Origin of the sequence: Micromonospora sp. CB01531, from assembly GCF_001905095.1 — a bacterium.
In the GTDB taxonomy this organism is placed as follows: Bacteria; Actinomycetota; Actinomycetes; order Mycobacteriales; family Micromonosporaceae; genus Micromonospora.
Map to the genome: position 1 here is coordinate 1 of NZ_LWLS01000082.1, position 15,815 is coordinate 15,815.

Below are 15,815 nucleotides of genomic sequence, written 5' to 3' on the forward strand. Positions count from 1 at the left end.
CAGCACGGGCAGGCCCCCGCCAGGCTCATCCCGAGGCAACAACTGGACCCCGGTTTCGGTCATCGTCGATACGCTTACGACACTTCCTCAGCGGTTCACTCACGTTCGTCTTCTCGGATCCCACCTGACACCTCACCGGGCGCCTTTTCCGCGAGCTCACCACCACGGCTCTTTACCGCAGCAGTTCGCGGTGGTTTGCGACCTCCCCCTGCGCGGGCGATCACGGAGGGCCCAACCTCCATCACCGGTGCAGCACCGCATCCAAGACCTCCTCCTTCTACATCGGAGCTCCCTTCAGCGCTCGTGGCGCACCGTCGTCCGCGAAGCGGACGATCCGGTAGGTGGCCCCGCCGCGCTTGCGATGAGCTATCCGCTTGGCGCTACTGCCGTGAGCGTCCCACTTGGCGCAGAAGTACTCGTCCAGCGCCGTCAGGGCGATGTTGGCCAGCAGCGGACTTGCGATGCCGCCTTGGGGCGTGCCGCTGTCCGAGTCCCTGATCGCGCCGTCGGCGGACATAATGCCCGCCTTCAGAAACGCCTTGACCAAGGCCAGGACCCGCTTGTCTCCGACTCGTCGACGCATTCGCTCTAGCAACGCGGAGTGTGAGATCTCGTCGAAGCACGCCGTGATGTCGGCTTCGAACACCCAGTGGTATCCCTGGGTGCCGAAGCGTTGCACCTCGGCGATCGCGTCCTGAGCCCGACGGTTCGGACGGAAGCCGTAGCTGACCGGCTTGAATGGAGTCGGACCGGGGCGCGGTGCCACCGTTTCGGGTGGTCCGTTTCCCCGGCCCGCTCCCCGAACCCGGCGTGCCGGTCGTCCCGGCACCGGGCTCTCCACAGACGTGCGGGTGGGCGTCTATACCGTTGCAGTTGCCGCGTCCCACGGCGTGGGGATCTTCGAGCCCCGGTAACGGTAGCGGGTCACCGGTACCGAGTCGGGCCTGAAGAGGGTCACGCCCGCTTGGCTGATCTTGTCCTTGCCGAAGTAGCGTCTCCTGAGCCACGTCCAGTTCGCCTTGGGATGCTTGGCGCGGATCCACCGCATCACCCGCCACCAGGAGTACCAGGTGAGGTAGTGCAGGGTCCGCTTCACCGCGGCGTGCCGGAAGTAGTTGGCCAAGCCCCGCAGGATCGGGTTGATGGCCTCCAAGATGTCCAGCAGGATCAGGTTGAGCCGGTTGCGGCGGGTCCACGCCTTGACCTTGCGTTTCGTCGCATCGAAGTTGGCCGGCGACATGAAGGTGTAGGCGCAGGGGGTCTTGCCTTTCCGGGACCGCCGCTGGATGCGGAAGCCGAGAAAGTCGAAACCGTTGTCCGCGTGGGTGATGTGGGTCTTCGCCTCCGACAGCCGCAGTCCCTGGTTGGCCAGGATGGCTGCGGTGTCAGCCTTCAGGGCTTCTGCCTGCGCTTGGGTGCCGTGCACCATGATCACGAAGTCATCCGAGTAGCGGATGAGTCGATAGGTGGCGATACCCTTGGAGCGTAGGTAGGTGCGCTGGTTGCGGTACTTCGACGTGGCCGCCCAGGCCGCTTGGAACGGTTCGTCCAGGGCGGTCAGCGCCAGGTTGGCAAACAGGGGGGATATGACCCCGCCCTGCGGGGTGCCGGATACCCGTCGTTCGAACTGGCCCAGCTCGGTGAGTACACCTGCTTTGAGGAACGCCTTGCACAGGTTGATCACTTTGCGGTCGGTGACGCGTCGGCGGATGCGTTCGACCACGACCGAGTGTCGGATGTTGTCGAAGCAGCCTTCGATATCGCCCTCGACTACCCACGTGTAGCCGTTGTTGATGTAGTGCACAATCTCGGCTACCGCGTCCTGGGCGCGACGTCCTGGCCGGTAGGCGTAGCTGGACCGGTACTGGTCGGGCTCGAAGATCGGTTCCAGCACGAGCTTGAGCGCCATCTGCACCACCCGGTCGGTCACGGTGGGAATCCCGAGCCGGCGGACCTTGCCGCCCTTCTTCGGGATCGCCCGTTCCCGCACGGGTTCGGGTCGGTAGGTGCCGTTCTTCAGCCGGTCGCGGAGTTCCCGAAGGAAAGGTTCCTCGCCGACTTGCTGCTCCACGTGTGAGCAGCTGACACCATCAACCCCGGCGCTGCGGGCTCCACGATTCGTTCGCACCCGCAGCCAGGCCACCCGCAGGGTGGCCAGGTCGGCGACGAGGTTGAACAGATCGTGGAACTGCTTGTTGGGATCGGTTGTTGCCCACTTGTGCAGCTTGGTCTGGACATGAAGTACCCGGGCCTCCGCTTCGCGGAATGTCGGCCACGGCGCGACGGTATTCACCGCCGGCCTCCTCTCGACCAGTCCTTGCCGCAAATCTGCTGCCCTCCTTCGCCATGTGCGCAGCTTTCCTGCACTCGGACTACTACGAGGGCTCTGCCACGCCTGGACGCCGTCGGCTGACGGTGCGCCTGCCCGCCACCCTGCTGGATGTCGGGTGGGTAGGGCGGCGCCCAGACGCTTCCCACGTTCACTGGCCACCGGTCGGCGGGGTCGGGATCGAGCTTTACCCCGGCAGCATCACCGCGAGTACGCCGCAGGCCTTCCTCACGGTCTTCCTGGCCGCACGGAATGGACGACCAGGAAGCGGGCGAGTCACCAACTGAAACCCGCCCAGCACTGCACCAGCCCGCATCCGCCAGGTTCAGGGCCGTTTTCGAATCACGGGGCATCAGACACTCGTTCGCGATCGCTATCCCTTCCCGCCTTGCTAGCGCGGCCGACGCGTCTGGCAGTACCGCGTCTCCGCTACGTTGTCGGGGCTGCTCCCACCCTCCCCGGCACCTCCCGGATCAGGTTGCCCCCAGCTTCTGAACTCCTGCTGCGACAGGAGCCCGGTGAGGTCTCGCACCCCACCCGGTAACACCAGCGCCTCGTGGCGCACAATCCGCCTCGAAAATCGGCTCCAATACCAGCTTCAAAGATGCCTGGACCACCCGGTCGCGGACCGTCGCGATACCCAGGTAACGGACCTTACCGCCCGCCTTGGGTATCGCCCGCCGCCGCACCGGCAGCGGCCGGAAGGCACGAGTCTTGAGATCCTCGCGTAGCTCCGTGAGGAATCCCTCGACCCCACGCACCGCCTCGATGTAACGGGCTGTCTCCCCGTCCACTCCGGCGGTGCGTGCTCCCTTGTTGTGCCGCACCCGATCCCAGGCCACCAGGAGGAACCCGGGGTCGGTGACAAGATTGAACAAATCGTCGAACCTGCGATGAGGATCATCACTAGCCCAACGGTGCAGCTTGGTCTGGATCTTCAGTACCCGGATCTCGGCCCGCAAAAGGGCCGATTCCAGTTCGTCGGTATTCACCAGCGAAAACTCCTGATATTCCGGTACTTACACTGCTGACTTGCTGGCCCCCTTCGCCGTGTACGTGCCATTAACACGCTCGGACTACTACGGGGCCTCCGCCCACATCCCGCACCTTCAACGGACGACGCATCTATCCCACCATCCTGAATGGATTCCAGGCAGCAGGAGCGATCCGGGATGGTTCCCGTGTTCACCGCGAACCGATCGATCAGCTTGGCACCCAACTTTGCCCCGGCAGCATCGCCATGGCTACGCCGCAGACCTTCACCATGGCCTCCCCACCGGCACGCTAAACCGGCTTCGGAGTCGACCGCCCACAACGAGCAGCCGTGCACTGCATCCCGGCCCATATCCACCAGATTTGAGCCGGTGCCACGCTTACGGAGCTTTATGATGCTGGTTCCTCTCGTATACCGTCTGATCTCGCTTGCCGGACCCGGCCCGTCTGGCAGTACCAAGCCGTCCCGGCTTTGTCAGCGCTGCTTCCCGCCCTCACCGACGTCTCCCGGATCGGACTGCGCTCAGCTCCTACCGGGATGCTGCGACAGCCCGGCGAGGAGGACTTCCACCTCCTTCGGTTCCCGGCGCCTCACGGCGCACCAGCGCCTCGTGGCGCACGGCCCCGCTCCTTCATCGCATCAAGTTAGGCCGAGCAGACAGGGTGACCGGCGCGCAACCCGCAGCCGTGCTGAAGACCAAAAGGCCCGGTGGCGCAACTGACACGCCACCGGGCAAACGGAGCCAGCGCACATCGAGGCTGGAGGCCGGGCTGCGGCTCCGTCGCGCGACTATCTCCTACTAGCAAACGCCGCTGGAGACCGAGGAGGTCTTCCTATCAATCCACCAAGGCAGAGTCGGCCACAACTCCCCTTGGTGGGCGTTGAACAGGCTGCCCTCATAGCCAGTATCTGACCACAGGTGGACGCAGCCCCAGGGCTCCCGTGACCAACTCCTGAGCGAACGAATCGAGTCGTTCCATCCGCGGCGGCCAGGCCAGCCTGCCGGCGCACACCGGCGGCGCATGGCTCCTCCACGCTGCGCCGCCTACCCCCGGCTCGCCGGCAGCTCAACGTAACCGACGACCGCGGACCGTAGAGCGCGCACGTCGACGGTCAGCCAAACCTGTCCCCGCGGCATCCCGTCGCGGCTGATCTGTTGCCCGGCGACCTCGACGGTATCGCCAGCGTGCAGCGCGGCGTACTCGACGCGCACGAGGATCGGCTGACCCCCGCGTTCCAGGCGCAGCGCCACCGCCCTCACCGCGGCATCCGGCCGCCGTGCCCGCGAGACAGCTGCCCCGGCGTCATCAGCGGCCGCTGCTGCGGGTAGACAGCCGTCGGGGCATTCGCCCAGCTCTGCCGGGCCTCGGGTCCGGCGCTCCTCCGGGACAGATAAGCCCCACCCCGGTGCGGATACGCCGTCGCCGCACCCGACTGATCAACGTGCTTCTCAATCTCCGCGATGAGCGTGTGCGCGGTGGTGGCCTTGATGCCGGGGATCTCAGTGAGGCGTTGCACCGCTGGGGCGAAAGGGGCGATCACCTGCTAGATCTGATGGTCGAGTTCGGCGATGTCGGCATCGAGCCCGTCGACGCGGGCCAGCAACGCCGTAACGGTGTGATCACCCTGCGGATCGGCGCTGCGCCGTCCGCCGGGTCACGTGACCCTGGACAGGCTGTGGTTCAGCACGGCGAGCAGGGCGTCGAGCACGGACCCGCGATCGCGGGCATCGAATGTGATAAGCGGCACGTCGTCCGGGATGGCCAGGGCCCAGCGGACGTCCGCCAGCTCGTGCCGGGCCACGCCATCGAAGAGATTGACCCCGACGACGAACGGAATCTCGGCGCGTTCAAAGTAGTCCACGGCCGCGAAGCTGTCGTCCAGGCGGCGGCTGTCCGCGATGATTAGGGCTCCCAGGGCGCCTTCGGTCAGATCCCGCCACATGAAGCCGAACCGGTCCTGTCCGGGCGTGCCGAAGAGATATAGCTTGATCTCGTCATCGATCGTGATCCGGCCGAAGTCGAGGGCGACCGTGGTAGTGGTCTTCTCCGGCACCTCCTCCGCCCGGTCGATGGCCGCGGCGATCTCGGTGATGGGAGCCTCGGTGGTCAGGACCGGAGTCTCGGAGACCTGGGCAACTGCAGTGGTCTTACCCACGCCGAAGCCACCGGCAATCACGATCTTGACCGGCATGGGCGGCCAACCGACGCCGGGGGCGTCAGCGAATCGCGGTGAGTCCACGGATAACCCTCTCGATGACCACTGACTTTTGGTTGACGGGGACCTCCAGGCCGCGGACCACCAGGTAGCCCAGCGCCACCATGTCGGCGACCAGCACGCGGGCGACTCCGAGGTGCAGGTGGAGGTGTGCGGCGATCTCGGCTACGGAGACCGGATGGACGCAAAGCGCCACGATGTCGCGATGCTCGTAACTGAGCCGGCCGTAGGCCGTTCGGCCCTCCCAGGTGGTCATCACCTGAGCTGCCACGTTGAGGACCGCAGCGTTGAACGGGCGGACCCGACCATGGGTGAGTAGGTACGGTCGGACGCCGGAGATCCGGGGCCGCGGCTTGTCGCGGTCCCAGGACCGCGGGTCACCCGGTTCGTCGGCGCCGGACTGGGCCGCGTACGGGGGCGGCGAATCGGCCACCATCTCGGCTCATTCCCCCACGGTCGTCTTCAGTTCATCGATGAGCTGCGGGGTAAGCACCGGAGCGACGTGATTGGCGAAGACCGCCATCTCATAGGCGAGGTTGCCCAAGTTGGCGTCCTTGGCCGCCACCAGGCCGAGGGCGCAGCCGGCACTGATTGCGCTCACCAGCACGTAACCGCCCTGCAGATCGATGATGATCTTGTTGGTGTCGCCGAGTTGGTAGACCCGTGAAGCACCGCCGGCCAAGCTGCAGATCGCCGAGGTGATCGCAGCCAGCCGGTCCGCGTCCGCACGGCCCAGATGCGTGGACTTGGCGACAAGGAGGCCGTCGGAGGAGACCGCTATCGCCTCCCGCACACCGGCGGTTTCCGCGGCGAACCGGTCGAGCAGCCAGTTGAACTGCTGCGCTTCATCGCTGATCTGGAACGCGGGAACAGTCATGGTCAGCTCCGATCAGTAGATTGGCTCGCCGCCCTGGCGAGTCCGTTCAGGAATCCGTCGAGAGCGGCCCGTTCGGCGTCGGGATCGCGCCGCGACGACGTCGGCGCGGGCCCTGTGGCACGGCGGCGTATCTGAGTGGCCGGGATGTCCTCGGCCCGCAGCGACTCGGCGAGGTGCTCACCCGGACGCCGCCGGGGTAATCCCTGGCTACCGCTCGCGTCGAGGCTTTCTGAATGTTGCCGAAGGTCCACGCGAGAGGCTGGCGCGTCGGCGGAGGCTGGCGCGTCGGCGGAGGTTGGCGCCGCCGGGGTGCCCAGCCGTTGCGGTGGTAGGGACGACGCGGCCAAGGGCGGCCCACCCCTGGGCGCGGCTGCCGGCCACGGCGGTGGCGCGGCTGCGGCGGCTCGCGCTGCCCCTTCCGTCATCGCATCCAGCTCGGCCCGTTCCGCTTCCGGCCGGCGAGGTGCCGGCCGCACGGCCGCGACCGGCGGCTCGGTGTCGATCAGGGTCTGTCCCGGCCGCCGGCGGCGCAGCCCGCCACGGGTCTCGGACACGGAGTCGCCGATGACGCCCGGACCGGTCGCGGCATGGGCACCGTTCGTCTGGGCCGGGTCATCAGGCGCCCCCGGATTGAACCAGCCGAAGTGGCCCCCTGGCCGGCCATTGCCAACCGGCATCCCTTCAGAGGGCCGCCCGCCAAGGGCCGGTCGATCCAACGGTCCATACGGCAGCGTCGGACCTGGTGCCGCCGCCGCTGGCGGTGAAATACCCATCGACGGTACTTCGACCGGTGGCGATGGCGTGTGGGGCAGCGGCTCCGTCGCCGACGAGGCCGTCGGCGTACGCATCCGCTCGCTGGCGGGGATCGACAGCAGCATGTTCCCCGGTACGGCAATCTCCGCGGTGACGCCGGTGGTCGGCGACGGTAGCAGCCGGACCGTCATGCCGTGCCGGCGGGCCAACCGCCCGACAACCAGCAGCCCCAGCATGGTCGTCGGTGCCGCGTCGAGCCGCTCCTGGGACAGCAACCGCCGGTTCTCCTCGGCCAGCCGCCCGGCGCTCATCCCGATGCCCTGGTCGACGATCCGGATCACACAGTCGGATCGCATGGTCGCGGTCACCTCCACGGGCGCGGCCGGCGGCGAGAACGAGGTGGCATTCTCCAGCAGTTCGGCCAGCATCAGCGTCAGGTCCGACACCAGCGCCGCGGTCACGGTGACGTCCGCCAGCCGACCCAACGCGACCTGCCGATAGCCTTCGATCTCGGCGACGGCCGACCGCACCACGTCGGCCAGCGACGACGGCGCCTCCAGCCGTCCTTCGTCCCGGCGATCGGCGATCACCAGCAGGCTCTCCGCGCTGCGGCGCAGTCGGCTGGTGAGGTGGTCGAGATGGTAGAGCTGGGCCAGCCGCTGCTCGTCCGACTCGTTGCGCTCCAGTTGGTCGATCCGTTCGAGCTGCCGCTCTACCAGGCTCCGGGTACGGTAGGCGATGTTGCCGAACATCACCGCGACGTTGCGCCGGGTGGTCACCTGCTGCTGCATGAGCAGCGTGGCGGTCGCCTGGACCCGGTTGAAGGCAGACGCGAGCTCGCCGATCTCATCGGTCGAGCGCACCATGACCGCAGCCAGCCGGGGTGGGCCCTCGTCGTCGACGTCGGCATCGTTGACCCGGCGCAGTTCCCGGGTGGCAAGGTCGGCTACCGCCGCGGCCGCCAGTGTCACCCGGCGCAGCGGCCGGGCGACCGATCGACTCACCAGCACTCCCAGCCAGCAGACCAGGACCAGGAGGGCCCCGGCGACCACACCGACGACGGCCGCCGCGGTCCGGGCGGCGGTGGTCCGGGCCGCCGCCCGTGCCCTGATGTCGCGGGCGATGCCGTCCTGTGCCGCCTGCCGGGCACTGATGTCATGCTGTGCGATGGACAGGCCCTGGTCGAGTGGAATCGGGGCGGCGGACTCGCCGGAGCTGAGCGCGTCGCCGAGCCGGGCGGCGCGGGTGGCCGACGGGCCGGCGTCGATTGCGGCGAGTTCGGCGACGTGGCCAGGCTCGGCTTGTTCGCCGAAGCGCTCGTGATGGCTCCTTGCGAGCGGCCGGGCCATGCTCGCCAGCGCCCGGGCCCCCGGCGGGTCGACCGCGGCCACCACAAGCGCCGCTCCGGTCTGACCAACCTCTTCCGTCATTCGGAACAGCGAGTCCAAGGCGGACACCTGGCGCAGGCCGATGGCGTCGGCCCTGCCCTGTTTCGCCAGTCCCAGAGCGTTCAACAGGTTGACGACGGTGTCGTGGTACGCCTGTGCCACGTTGCGCGGGACGGCGTCGCGCCGCAGCACCGCCCGCCGTACCTCGGTCAGCGGGTCGGACCCGGAAAGCATCTCGCGCAGCGCGGGCGGAAACGGTGAGCGGATCTCGGCGTTGGCCCGCTCCCGGTTGTCGAGCGTCGCCTGTATCTGGGTGACCAGCGCGTTCCGGCTGACCCGATCCGAAACTAGGTAGCCGACGGCGAGCAGGCGCTCCCGCTGCAGGTCCCGAGCGACCGCGCCGACCAGGCCCGCATTGTCAGCGGCGTGCACGACCGCGCCGGCGGCGCGAGCGTCGTCGACCCGCTCGACGATAACCGGCACGCTGGTGAGCACCACAGCGGCGAGCGGCAACACCAGCAGCAGGCTGAGCCGCTGGGTGATCCGCAGCTCACTCAGCATTCCCGGCCTCGTCCCTGGGTCGCGGCCGCACGCCGCGCCCGACGTGAACCAGTTCTTCGATGGCCAGCAGGTCGCGGGCGTCCACCTCGGGCAGGGCCACGGCAACCGAGGCGATGTCACCGGCGAACGGGGGTTCGGAGGTGTCGGCCGGGCGATCCGAAAGGTCGCGTCCACGCGCCGGTACGGCCCACCAGAGCAGCACCAGGCCACCTGCGACACCCGCGAGCGCGAGTAGGAGCTGACGCAGTTCCGCAGCGGCCAGGTCGTCCCGGCGGGCCACCAACTCGCGGTCGAGTTCGTTGAACGTGGCACCGGCAAGTGCCCGGCCCGCCTCCTGCACCGTTCGGGCATCCGTCGTCACGGTGGCGACATCCGACGGCGTTGCTTCCTGCTCGAGCACGGCCGGTCCGGCCAGTTGACCGGCGACGTCCCGGAAGACATCCAGCGGGCGGAACAGGTCCCGGCCCACGCTGGCCGACACGTCCGACGCAGCGCCGGGACCGGCGCCGATCGCCGTGGCCGCCTCGGCGACCTCGGAACGGGTCACCGACACCGCCAGCGTGGCCCGCTCCCGGACCGCCCCGCTCCCCCGACCGTCGAGGTACCAGCGATCGGCCATGAACCCCGCGCCGGCCAGCACGACCGGCAGTCGGGATGCCGCGGTGTACGCCAGATAGTTGCGGTATGGATCACCATCGGTGGCCAGGTGGGCGGTGTGCAGCACCGTCCGGCACAGGTCGAGCGCCAGCGCGAGCGCCTCTCCGTACTCCTGCAGCGCCGCCCGTCCGGTCGGCGCCTGGGAGCGAAGCCGTTCGACCTGGGCCCGAAGCTGCGACCACCGTTGCCGGCTGCGCAGCGCGTCACCCGAGGCCGCGTCCGCGTCCGCCATCGCGCTGATCGCAGCGGTCAACGCTGCCGCCTCCGGCGTCTCCGAGCGGACCGCCGCGGACCGCGCGTTCGCCAGCTCGGCGACCAGCCGGACGGCGGGCCGCAAGTAGCGGACCCCCTGCTGTTCCAGGCTGACGGTGGCTGCATCGGCCCGAACGCTGTGGCGCAGCTGCACCGCCTGCGCACCGAAGAGACCGGCGATCAGGACGAGCAGCAGGATGGCGACGGCTATCCGCGGACCGCGTCGGTGGCGGGCTGGCCGGGCGGTCACGGCTGGCTCCCCTCGCGAGCGAGGGGGTGGCCGGGCTGCGCGGCGGCCTGCCCATAGGTACGTGCGGCTGACTCACGGGCGGATGGTTTCGGCGGTGGGTCGAAGGAGTATGCGGACTCGCCGTGCTGCGACAGGTCGAGGCCGATCAACTCGTCACGGCTACTCACCCGGTTGCCGAAGATCCGGTCGATCAACGCGCTGAGCAGCAGCGTGGCCACGATCGAATAGGCCACCACGGCGAGCACACCGATCGCCTGTGCGCCGAGCAGCCGGTATCCGCCGCCGTAGAACAGACCGTCGACCGCGGCCGGGTTGGCCGACTTGGTGGCCAGCAACCCGACCGCCAGCGAACCGACCACACCGCCGCCGAGGTGCACGGCGGCGACGTCCAGGGCGTCGTCCAGCCGCAGCACCGATTTGAGTCCGACCGCCAGGTGGCAGATGACGCCGGCCACGGCGCCGATCAGGACGGCGCCGACCGGGGTGACATAGCCGGCGGCCGGGGTAATCGCGACCAGCCCGGATACCGCGCCGGAGGCGGCACCGAGGGCGGTCGGCTTGCCGAACCGGATCCGCTCGGCGAGGGCCCACGACATCAGCGCCGTTGCGGCCGCCGCCTGGGTGTTGACGACCGCGAGGGCGCTCACCCCGTCGGCGGTCAACGCCGATCCACCGTTGAAACCGAACCAGCCGAACCACAACAGCGCCATTCCGAGCAGCATCAGCGGCAGGTTATGCGGGCGGTGCCGGGGACCAGGCCAGTCGACCCGGCGGCCCAGGCGGGCCGCGATCACCAGGGCGGCAGCGCCGGCGTTGGCATGCACGACGGTACCGCCGGCGAAATCGAGCGCCCCGAGCTCGTGCAGCCAGCCCAGTGGGGAGAAGACCCAATGCGCGACCGGCGCGTAGACCAGCAGCGACCAGAGCCCGATGAACGGCACGAACGCGCCGAACCGCCAGCGTTCCGCGCCAGCCCCGGTGATCAGAGCGGGCGTGATGATCGCGAACGTCAGCTGGAACATCACGAAGGCGAGCAGCGGAACCCCGGTGGGATCGACACCGGGCACCGCGGCGGTCAGGTCGGTTAGAAACGCAAACTGGAATCCGCCGACAATTCCGTTGCCTGCACCAAACGCAAGCGAGAACCCGACCAACAGCCAGATGATCGTAACCGTGCCCATTGTGGCCAGGCTTAACATGACCGTGCCGAGTACGTGCGTGACTCGAACCATGCCGCCATAGAAGAAGGCCATGCCGGGCGTCATGAGTAGGACGAGAGCCGCCGAGATGAGCAGCCACGCCGTCGCGCCGGCGTCCACCTGTGCATGATCCACCGCCATGGGTGTCCCTTCATTGCTTGCCGGCACTGTCCTCACACGCGTCTGCTCGACGGCTGGCCAGATGAGGCCGTTCACGCGTGTTACAAACCTGTTACCAGCGGGACGGCACGGTGGCCGTGGTGCTGCGGACCGCCCATGTTCGCGACCATCGGGAGCGGTGGCCGAGTCAGCGGCCGGGCGAGGCCCTCAACGAGGGGTGATCCAACCGGGCCCGGTGATCCAACCGGGCCACCACCACGGCGGTACCGTCCGGCCCGGTGATGGAGAAGAACGCGAGGTCGGCCAGGGACAACTCCAGTTCGGCCATCACGTCCCTGGCCCCGTCGGTGCCCATCCACTCGGCAACCTCGTGGGCCTGCCCGTCGACCGTCATGGCGTAGAGCCGGTAGCGGACGGAGGGTTTGAGCCCCGCCACTGTCGCGACCATCGCGGTGATGCCGCCGCTCTCCGCCATAACCACCGACAGTCGCGCGGACGAGCCGGTCCCCTCGACGGTGACCGTGGAATCCAACGGCGTCACCCGGGCAGGCTGCGGGGATCGCAGCATCACGCCGACGGCCATTCCGCCGGACAGGGCGATTGACACGGCCACCCCACCGACGACGAGCCGGAAACGACGGCCACGTCGACCGCCGGGATGACCCGGCCGAGTGGGGCCCACGGTATCCCCGGACAGCGACGGGCGCACCGTAGCGCCGACCCGACCGGTCGTGGCTGCAGCGCCAGGCACGGGACACGGAAGGAGGGACCCGCCAGAAACCGAGGGCCTGTCCACGACGGACGGCGCGTTCGGGTCGCCCGGCGGAGCCGCGATCGCGCTGGCACCGGACGGGCCGGACGGGAGCGGGCCGGCCACCTCATCGACGGACACCTGACTGAGCCCGGTCACCAGCGGACCAAACTCGTCACACTCCCGCTGGCACGTCGGGCATGAGCCAAGGTGGCGCTCGAAGTCGGCCTCCGCGTCGAAATCCAGGGCCCCGAGTAGGTAGAGCGCGGCTGACGGGTGACCGGAGGAGCCACTCTGATCGAATTCAGTCATCACGCCAGCCCTCACCGGTGAACGCCGCGCCGTCACTGGCGCAACGTTCGTCACGCCCTACCGTGCACCGTTCAGTATGACGTATCTGCCGGCCAGCTCGTTCATTAGCGATTCGACGCCGAGTGGGGCAGGGTCAGCCGATGTCTTTTCAGTGCACTCCGGTGAGCAAGTGATCGGCAGTCCGCCTTGCGGCGGAACGGTCTCAGCCTCACCCTACTCGGACGTGCCGGCAGCCTGAACAGGTTCGCTGGAGGGCGGACACCAGGTAGCAGCCAGTAGCCCTTCCTCGGCGGCCTGCCGCTCACCCCGCCAGGCCGAGCAAAAGTCGGAACAACGGCTCGCATGCAGGTCGACCAAAGCCTGAATGCCGGTCGGCGGCGGCCGACCGCGCGATAACGAGCTGAACAATGTGAACCAGAAGTTACGCACATCCGTAGCTAAAGTCATGAGCCTCGTTGACGTACTGCCAGAGGGGCTGCGGCGGCGAGTGACCGGGCGGGTTGTGCCGGAAATAGCCCGGCACAACCTTCCTCCAAAGCCGAGAGACGACGAGCACCGGTCAGACCGGCGGCCCGACCAGCTGTTAAGCCGCTCGGACGGCGACCACCGCCAACACGGGGATCCGTCACCACTGCGAAAGCTCAGCCAGAGCGTATAGGCAATTGGATAGCAAGCCAGCACCAGCAGCAGTACCAGGCGGGGTCAAGGAAGAGTGCATAAGCGTGTTTGGAGGTGTGGTGGGCGGGGACGCGTGTTTCGTCGGGCCTCGATTACCTGCGTTGTGACTCGGTTTGCCGGCCGAACGCCCGAACCTCGGCGGCAGCCCGGCGGTAGTGGGAAATGGCGGCCCGCCTCCGGCCCGCCATTTCATAAATATGCGGCTAACCCGTGAAATTTTGAGGAGCCTTCGGTTGACCCGCGCGCGCGTCGATCTTTACACGGGGTAACCGAGCATTTACGTCAGCTACGCGGGAGAGCTTCCGATTGGAACTCCCGTCGCAAACTTCGCCGAAGAGATCTCATTGTCATAGGGCCAGCTGAGGTTTGTCCTAGTGTACGGCGGGACAATCAAGTGGTCGCCGCCAAACCACACGTCACGATATACGGCCAGGGACCAGCCGGTGTTGTTGACGATTGAAGAGACCCTGTCATTAGCGTTCGTGCCGTTAGTGAAGACCCGATAGCGAAAGTCCGGGACAGAGTTGGAGCTGTTACTCAACTCCTGCGGAACGAAGGCCGTGCCACTATAGTTGGCTCCCTCATAGAAACAGACCTGATTGTTTGCGCAGACATATGCGGCGGAAGCGGGCTGGGCACCCAGGGCCACAACTCCACCAACGGCCAAGACCGTAGCCAGGATCCCAGTGGCGATCCGCTGAACTGCCTCTCTTACCTTCACAATGCGCCTTCCTTATGTCGGGACGGATCCATGTCCGCTGCGCCCCCAGTTTGGCGGACCGTCAGGGCGCGCAGCGGACCTGCGTCAGTCACGACGTACCGGCGCCTCAAAAGTTCATCGCCGGTTGGCGAGTGCCAGCCGGCTCACGGCTTCCTGGATCACCGCTACCGGCGGCTTCCCGGCGGACGCAGGTCCAGTAGGTCTTGTGCGCCGGTGGCCCCATCGACGAACCCCACTCACTGCGTGCACGAGAAGGAACGGCCAGAGGCGTCGCCGGCCGCATGAACAGATCACCAACCGGCTCGAGCCGCTGGATGCCGGGATCGACCCGGCCTATCAGTCCCGCGAGGTCCTGCGAGAGCTGCGCATCCCACGCCGCCCCGGTCGCCGCGAGTGGTTCGACCAAACCCAAGAGCGCACCTCGCGTGCGGATAAGGCGAATGCGAAGTCGACCAGGGATCCGCCGTTACCGACGAACGACGCGGCACGGCGGTGGCTCAGGTCCGACGGATCGCTGCTGGGCACCACCGAGGTAGGCGAGTTGACGTGCCGTTCGTTGATGGGCAACTGGCGCTCCTTTGGCGCCATTACTGCCGAAGGGACGACGTGCAGGGCCGATCCTGGGTTCAGGACGACATGCCAACTGCCAACCGGCGGTCCGCTCGCAGACGAAGCGCTGCCTCCCGCACGCACGCCCAACAACCGCAGGTGCCCGACGGTCGCGGGGCAAGACCGTCGGGCACCCGCAGCGGCCGGCCGAAGATGTGACCGACGCGGGCCCGACGCCGGGGAGGGGATGGCGCCGAGCCACCCCGGCGTTGGACGGGTGTGATGCGCCAAACCCGGGGGCTTGCTACATAGGACCGCAGTTCTGCCTTCTCCGCCAGCCAGAATGCCTTAGCTATCGTCTTCTGCATGCATGGCGGAGTGCGGTGAACCGGAGATCGACTACATACGTCGTTGGACGGCCCGTCGCCGGGATGGGCCGTCGCGCCGAGTTGACTGTCCATATCCCGGAAGCGGCGCCACTCCGGCTCGTCGATCGACCAGCGAACGACTACCGCGCCCTTTTGCACACGGGTTGACATCCTCCCGGCCCTGAAGGGCAGGGGTGTCCTCGCCGCAAATCCGATGAACCAGGAAGTCTTCGGTCCGTAGTCCATGGTGAGGCTCCGCTGCTGCACGTCAAAGGGACTGCGGCGGCGGACGGACGAGTCGTGTCAACCGGCACGGCTCTCCTTCTGCGAAGGACGGTGATCACACGTGAGCCAGCAAGCTGCGCCGGGCCGCACCGATTGGTGGCGCTACGCCGCATGTGTCAGCTGGGACAGCGAGTGGTGGACCGACAGCGGTCCACACTGCAGCCGGGCAGTGCGCATCTGCCTCGCGTGCCCGGTGCGGGAGCCCTGCTTGGCCGACGCGTTGGCGAACGGCGACGTCGGGGTCATCCGCGGTGGCGTGCTGCTCCAGCGGCGCAGACAGGGGACCGAGGTGGTGCAGCTGATCTGCGTGCAGTGTGGCTCCCCCGTTCGGTTCACTGACACGACTGTAAGCCGGTACTGCGGTCGACAGTGCGAGTCGAAAGCGCGGCGGCGGGCCGCTAGGCGTAGGAGGGGCCTTGCCGGCGCCCCGCATGCGGATGATCTTCCGGTCACCGGCGGGTCCCCGACGTCAGCCGTGCCTTAAGCCGTTCTACTTTCACAGTGGATGGAGGGTCGGTGGCCGGACCTGTGGCACGCCCAGGACGCCAGGGGTG

At 67.9% G+C, this 15,815-nt stretch carries 15 protein-coding genes; 1 reads left to right on the top strand and 14 read right to left on the bottom strand.

Annotation, left to right across the window (positions count from 1 at the left end; genetic code table 11):
- Positions 1–277 precede the first annotated feature (277 nt).
- From A6A27_RS23760 to A6A27_RS43335, 14 genes are all read right to left on the bottom strand, one after another.
- Positions 278–766: a reverse transcriptase/maturase family protein gene (locus tag A6A27_RS23760; protein ID WP_241825421.1), complete on the bottom strand. Its 489-nt coding sequence runs from the start codon at positions 764–766 to the stop codon at positions 278–280.
- 93 nt (positions 767–859) lie between these two features.
- Positions 860–2,491 (bottom strand): group II intron reverse transcriptase/maturase, encoded by a 1,632-nt coding sequence (ltrA, locus tag A6A27_RS23765; protein ID WP_241825422.1) that lies wholly within the window; start codon positions 2,489–2,491, stop codon positions 860–862.
- A 311-nt stretch (positions 2,492–2,802) separates the two neighbouring features.
- Complete coding sequence (locus tag A6A27_RS23770) at positions 2,803–3,321, bottom strand: hypothetical protein (RefSeq protein WP_241825423.1); 519 nt, start codon at positions 3,319–3,321, stop codon at positions 2,803–2,805.
- Positions 3,322–4,368: 1,047 nt separating this feature from the next.
- Entirely contained in the window at positions 4,369–4,575 is a 207-nt protein-coding gene (locus A6A27_RS23775) for a hypothetical protein (protein WP_143194127.1), read from the bottom strand.
- Between the two features lie 5 nt (positions 4,576–4,580).
- Positions 4,581–4,865: a hypothetical protein gene (locus A6A27_RS23780; RefSeq protein WP_143194128.1), complete on the bottom strand. Its 285-nt coding sequence runs from the start codon at positions 4,863–4,865 to the stop codon at positions 4,581–4,583.
- Between the two features lie 114 nt (positions 4,866–4,979).
- The gene (locus A6A27_RS23785; protein ID WP_198940423.1) at positions 4,980–5,516 is read right to left on the bottom strand and encodes a GTP-binding protein; all 537 of its coding nucleotides are present in this window, start codon (positions 5,514–5,516) and stop codon (positions 4,980–4,982) included.
- A gap of 25 nt (positions 5,517–5,541) precedes the next feature.
- Positions 5,542–5,976 (bottom strand): DUF742 domain-containing protein, encoded by a 435-nt coding sequence (locus A6A27_RS23790; protein WP_083672803.1) that lies wholly within the window; start codon positions 5,974–5,976, stop codon positions 5,542–5,544.
- A 6-nt stretch (positions 5,977–5,982) separates the two neighbouring features.
- Positions 5,983–6,417, bottom strand: coding sequence for a roadblock/LC7 domain-containing protein (locus tag A6A27_RS23795; protein ID WP_073836875.1), 435 nt, complete (start codon positions 6,415–6,417; stop codon positions 5,983–5,985).
- 2 nt (positions 6,418–6,419) lie between these two features.
- A complete protein-coding gene (locus tag A6A27_RS23800; protein WP_073836876.1) occupies positions 6,420–9,119 on the bottom strand; it encodes a sensor histidine kinase in 2,700 nt (899 codons plus the stop codon).
- Positions 9,109–10,278, bottom strand: a complete 1,170-nt coding sequence (locus A6A27_RS44365) for a hypothetical protein (protein ID WP_073836877.1) — start codon at positions 10,276–10,278, stop codon at positions 9,109–9,111. The genes A6A27_RS23800 and A6A27_RS44365 overlap by 11 nt, the downstream gene beginning before the upstream one ends.
- Positions 10,275–11,618 (bottom strand): ammonium transporter, encoded by a 1,344-nt coding sequence (locus A6A27_RS23810; protein WP_073836878.1) that lies wholly within the window; start codon positions 11,616–11,618, stop codon positions 10,275–10,277. Before A6A27_RS23810 ends, A6A27_RS44365 begins: the two co-directional genes overlap by 4 nt.
- Before the next feature lie 166 nt (positions 11,619–11,784).
- On the bottom strand, positions 11,785–12,138 hold the full coding sequence (locus A6A27_RS44370) for a hypothetical protein (protein WP_158074036.1): 354 nt from the start codon (positions 12,136–12,138) through the stop codon (positions 11,785–11,787).
- Between the two features lie 1,486 nt (positions 12,139–13,624).
- Positions 13,625–14,059, bottom strand: coding sequence for a peptidase inhibitor family I36 protein (locus A6A27_RS47570; RefSeq protein WP_073836880.1), 435 nt, complete (start codon positions 14,057–14,059; stop codon positions 13,625–13,627).
- A gap of 106 nt (positions 14,060–14,165) precedes the next feature.
- Positions 14,166–14,471, bottom strand: a complete 306-nt coding sequence (locus A6A27_RS43335) for a hypothetical protein (RefSeq protein ID WP_143194130.1) — start codon at positions 14,469–14,471, stop codon at positions 14,166–14,168.
- An 851-nt stretch (positions 14,472–15,322) separates the two neighbouring features.
- Between A6A27_RS43335 and A6A27_RS47575 the strand changes: the two genes are divergently transcribed.
- Complete coding sequence (locus tag A6A27_RS47575) at positions 15,323–15,745, top strand: WhiB family transcriptional regulator (RefSeq protein ID WP_073836881.1); 423 nt, start codon at positions 15,323–15,325, stop codon at positions 15,743–15,745.
- Positions 15,746–15,815 lie beyond the last annotated feature (70 nt).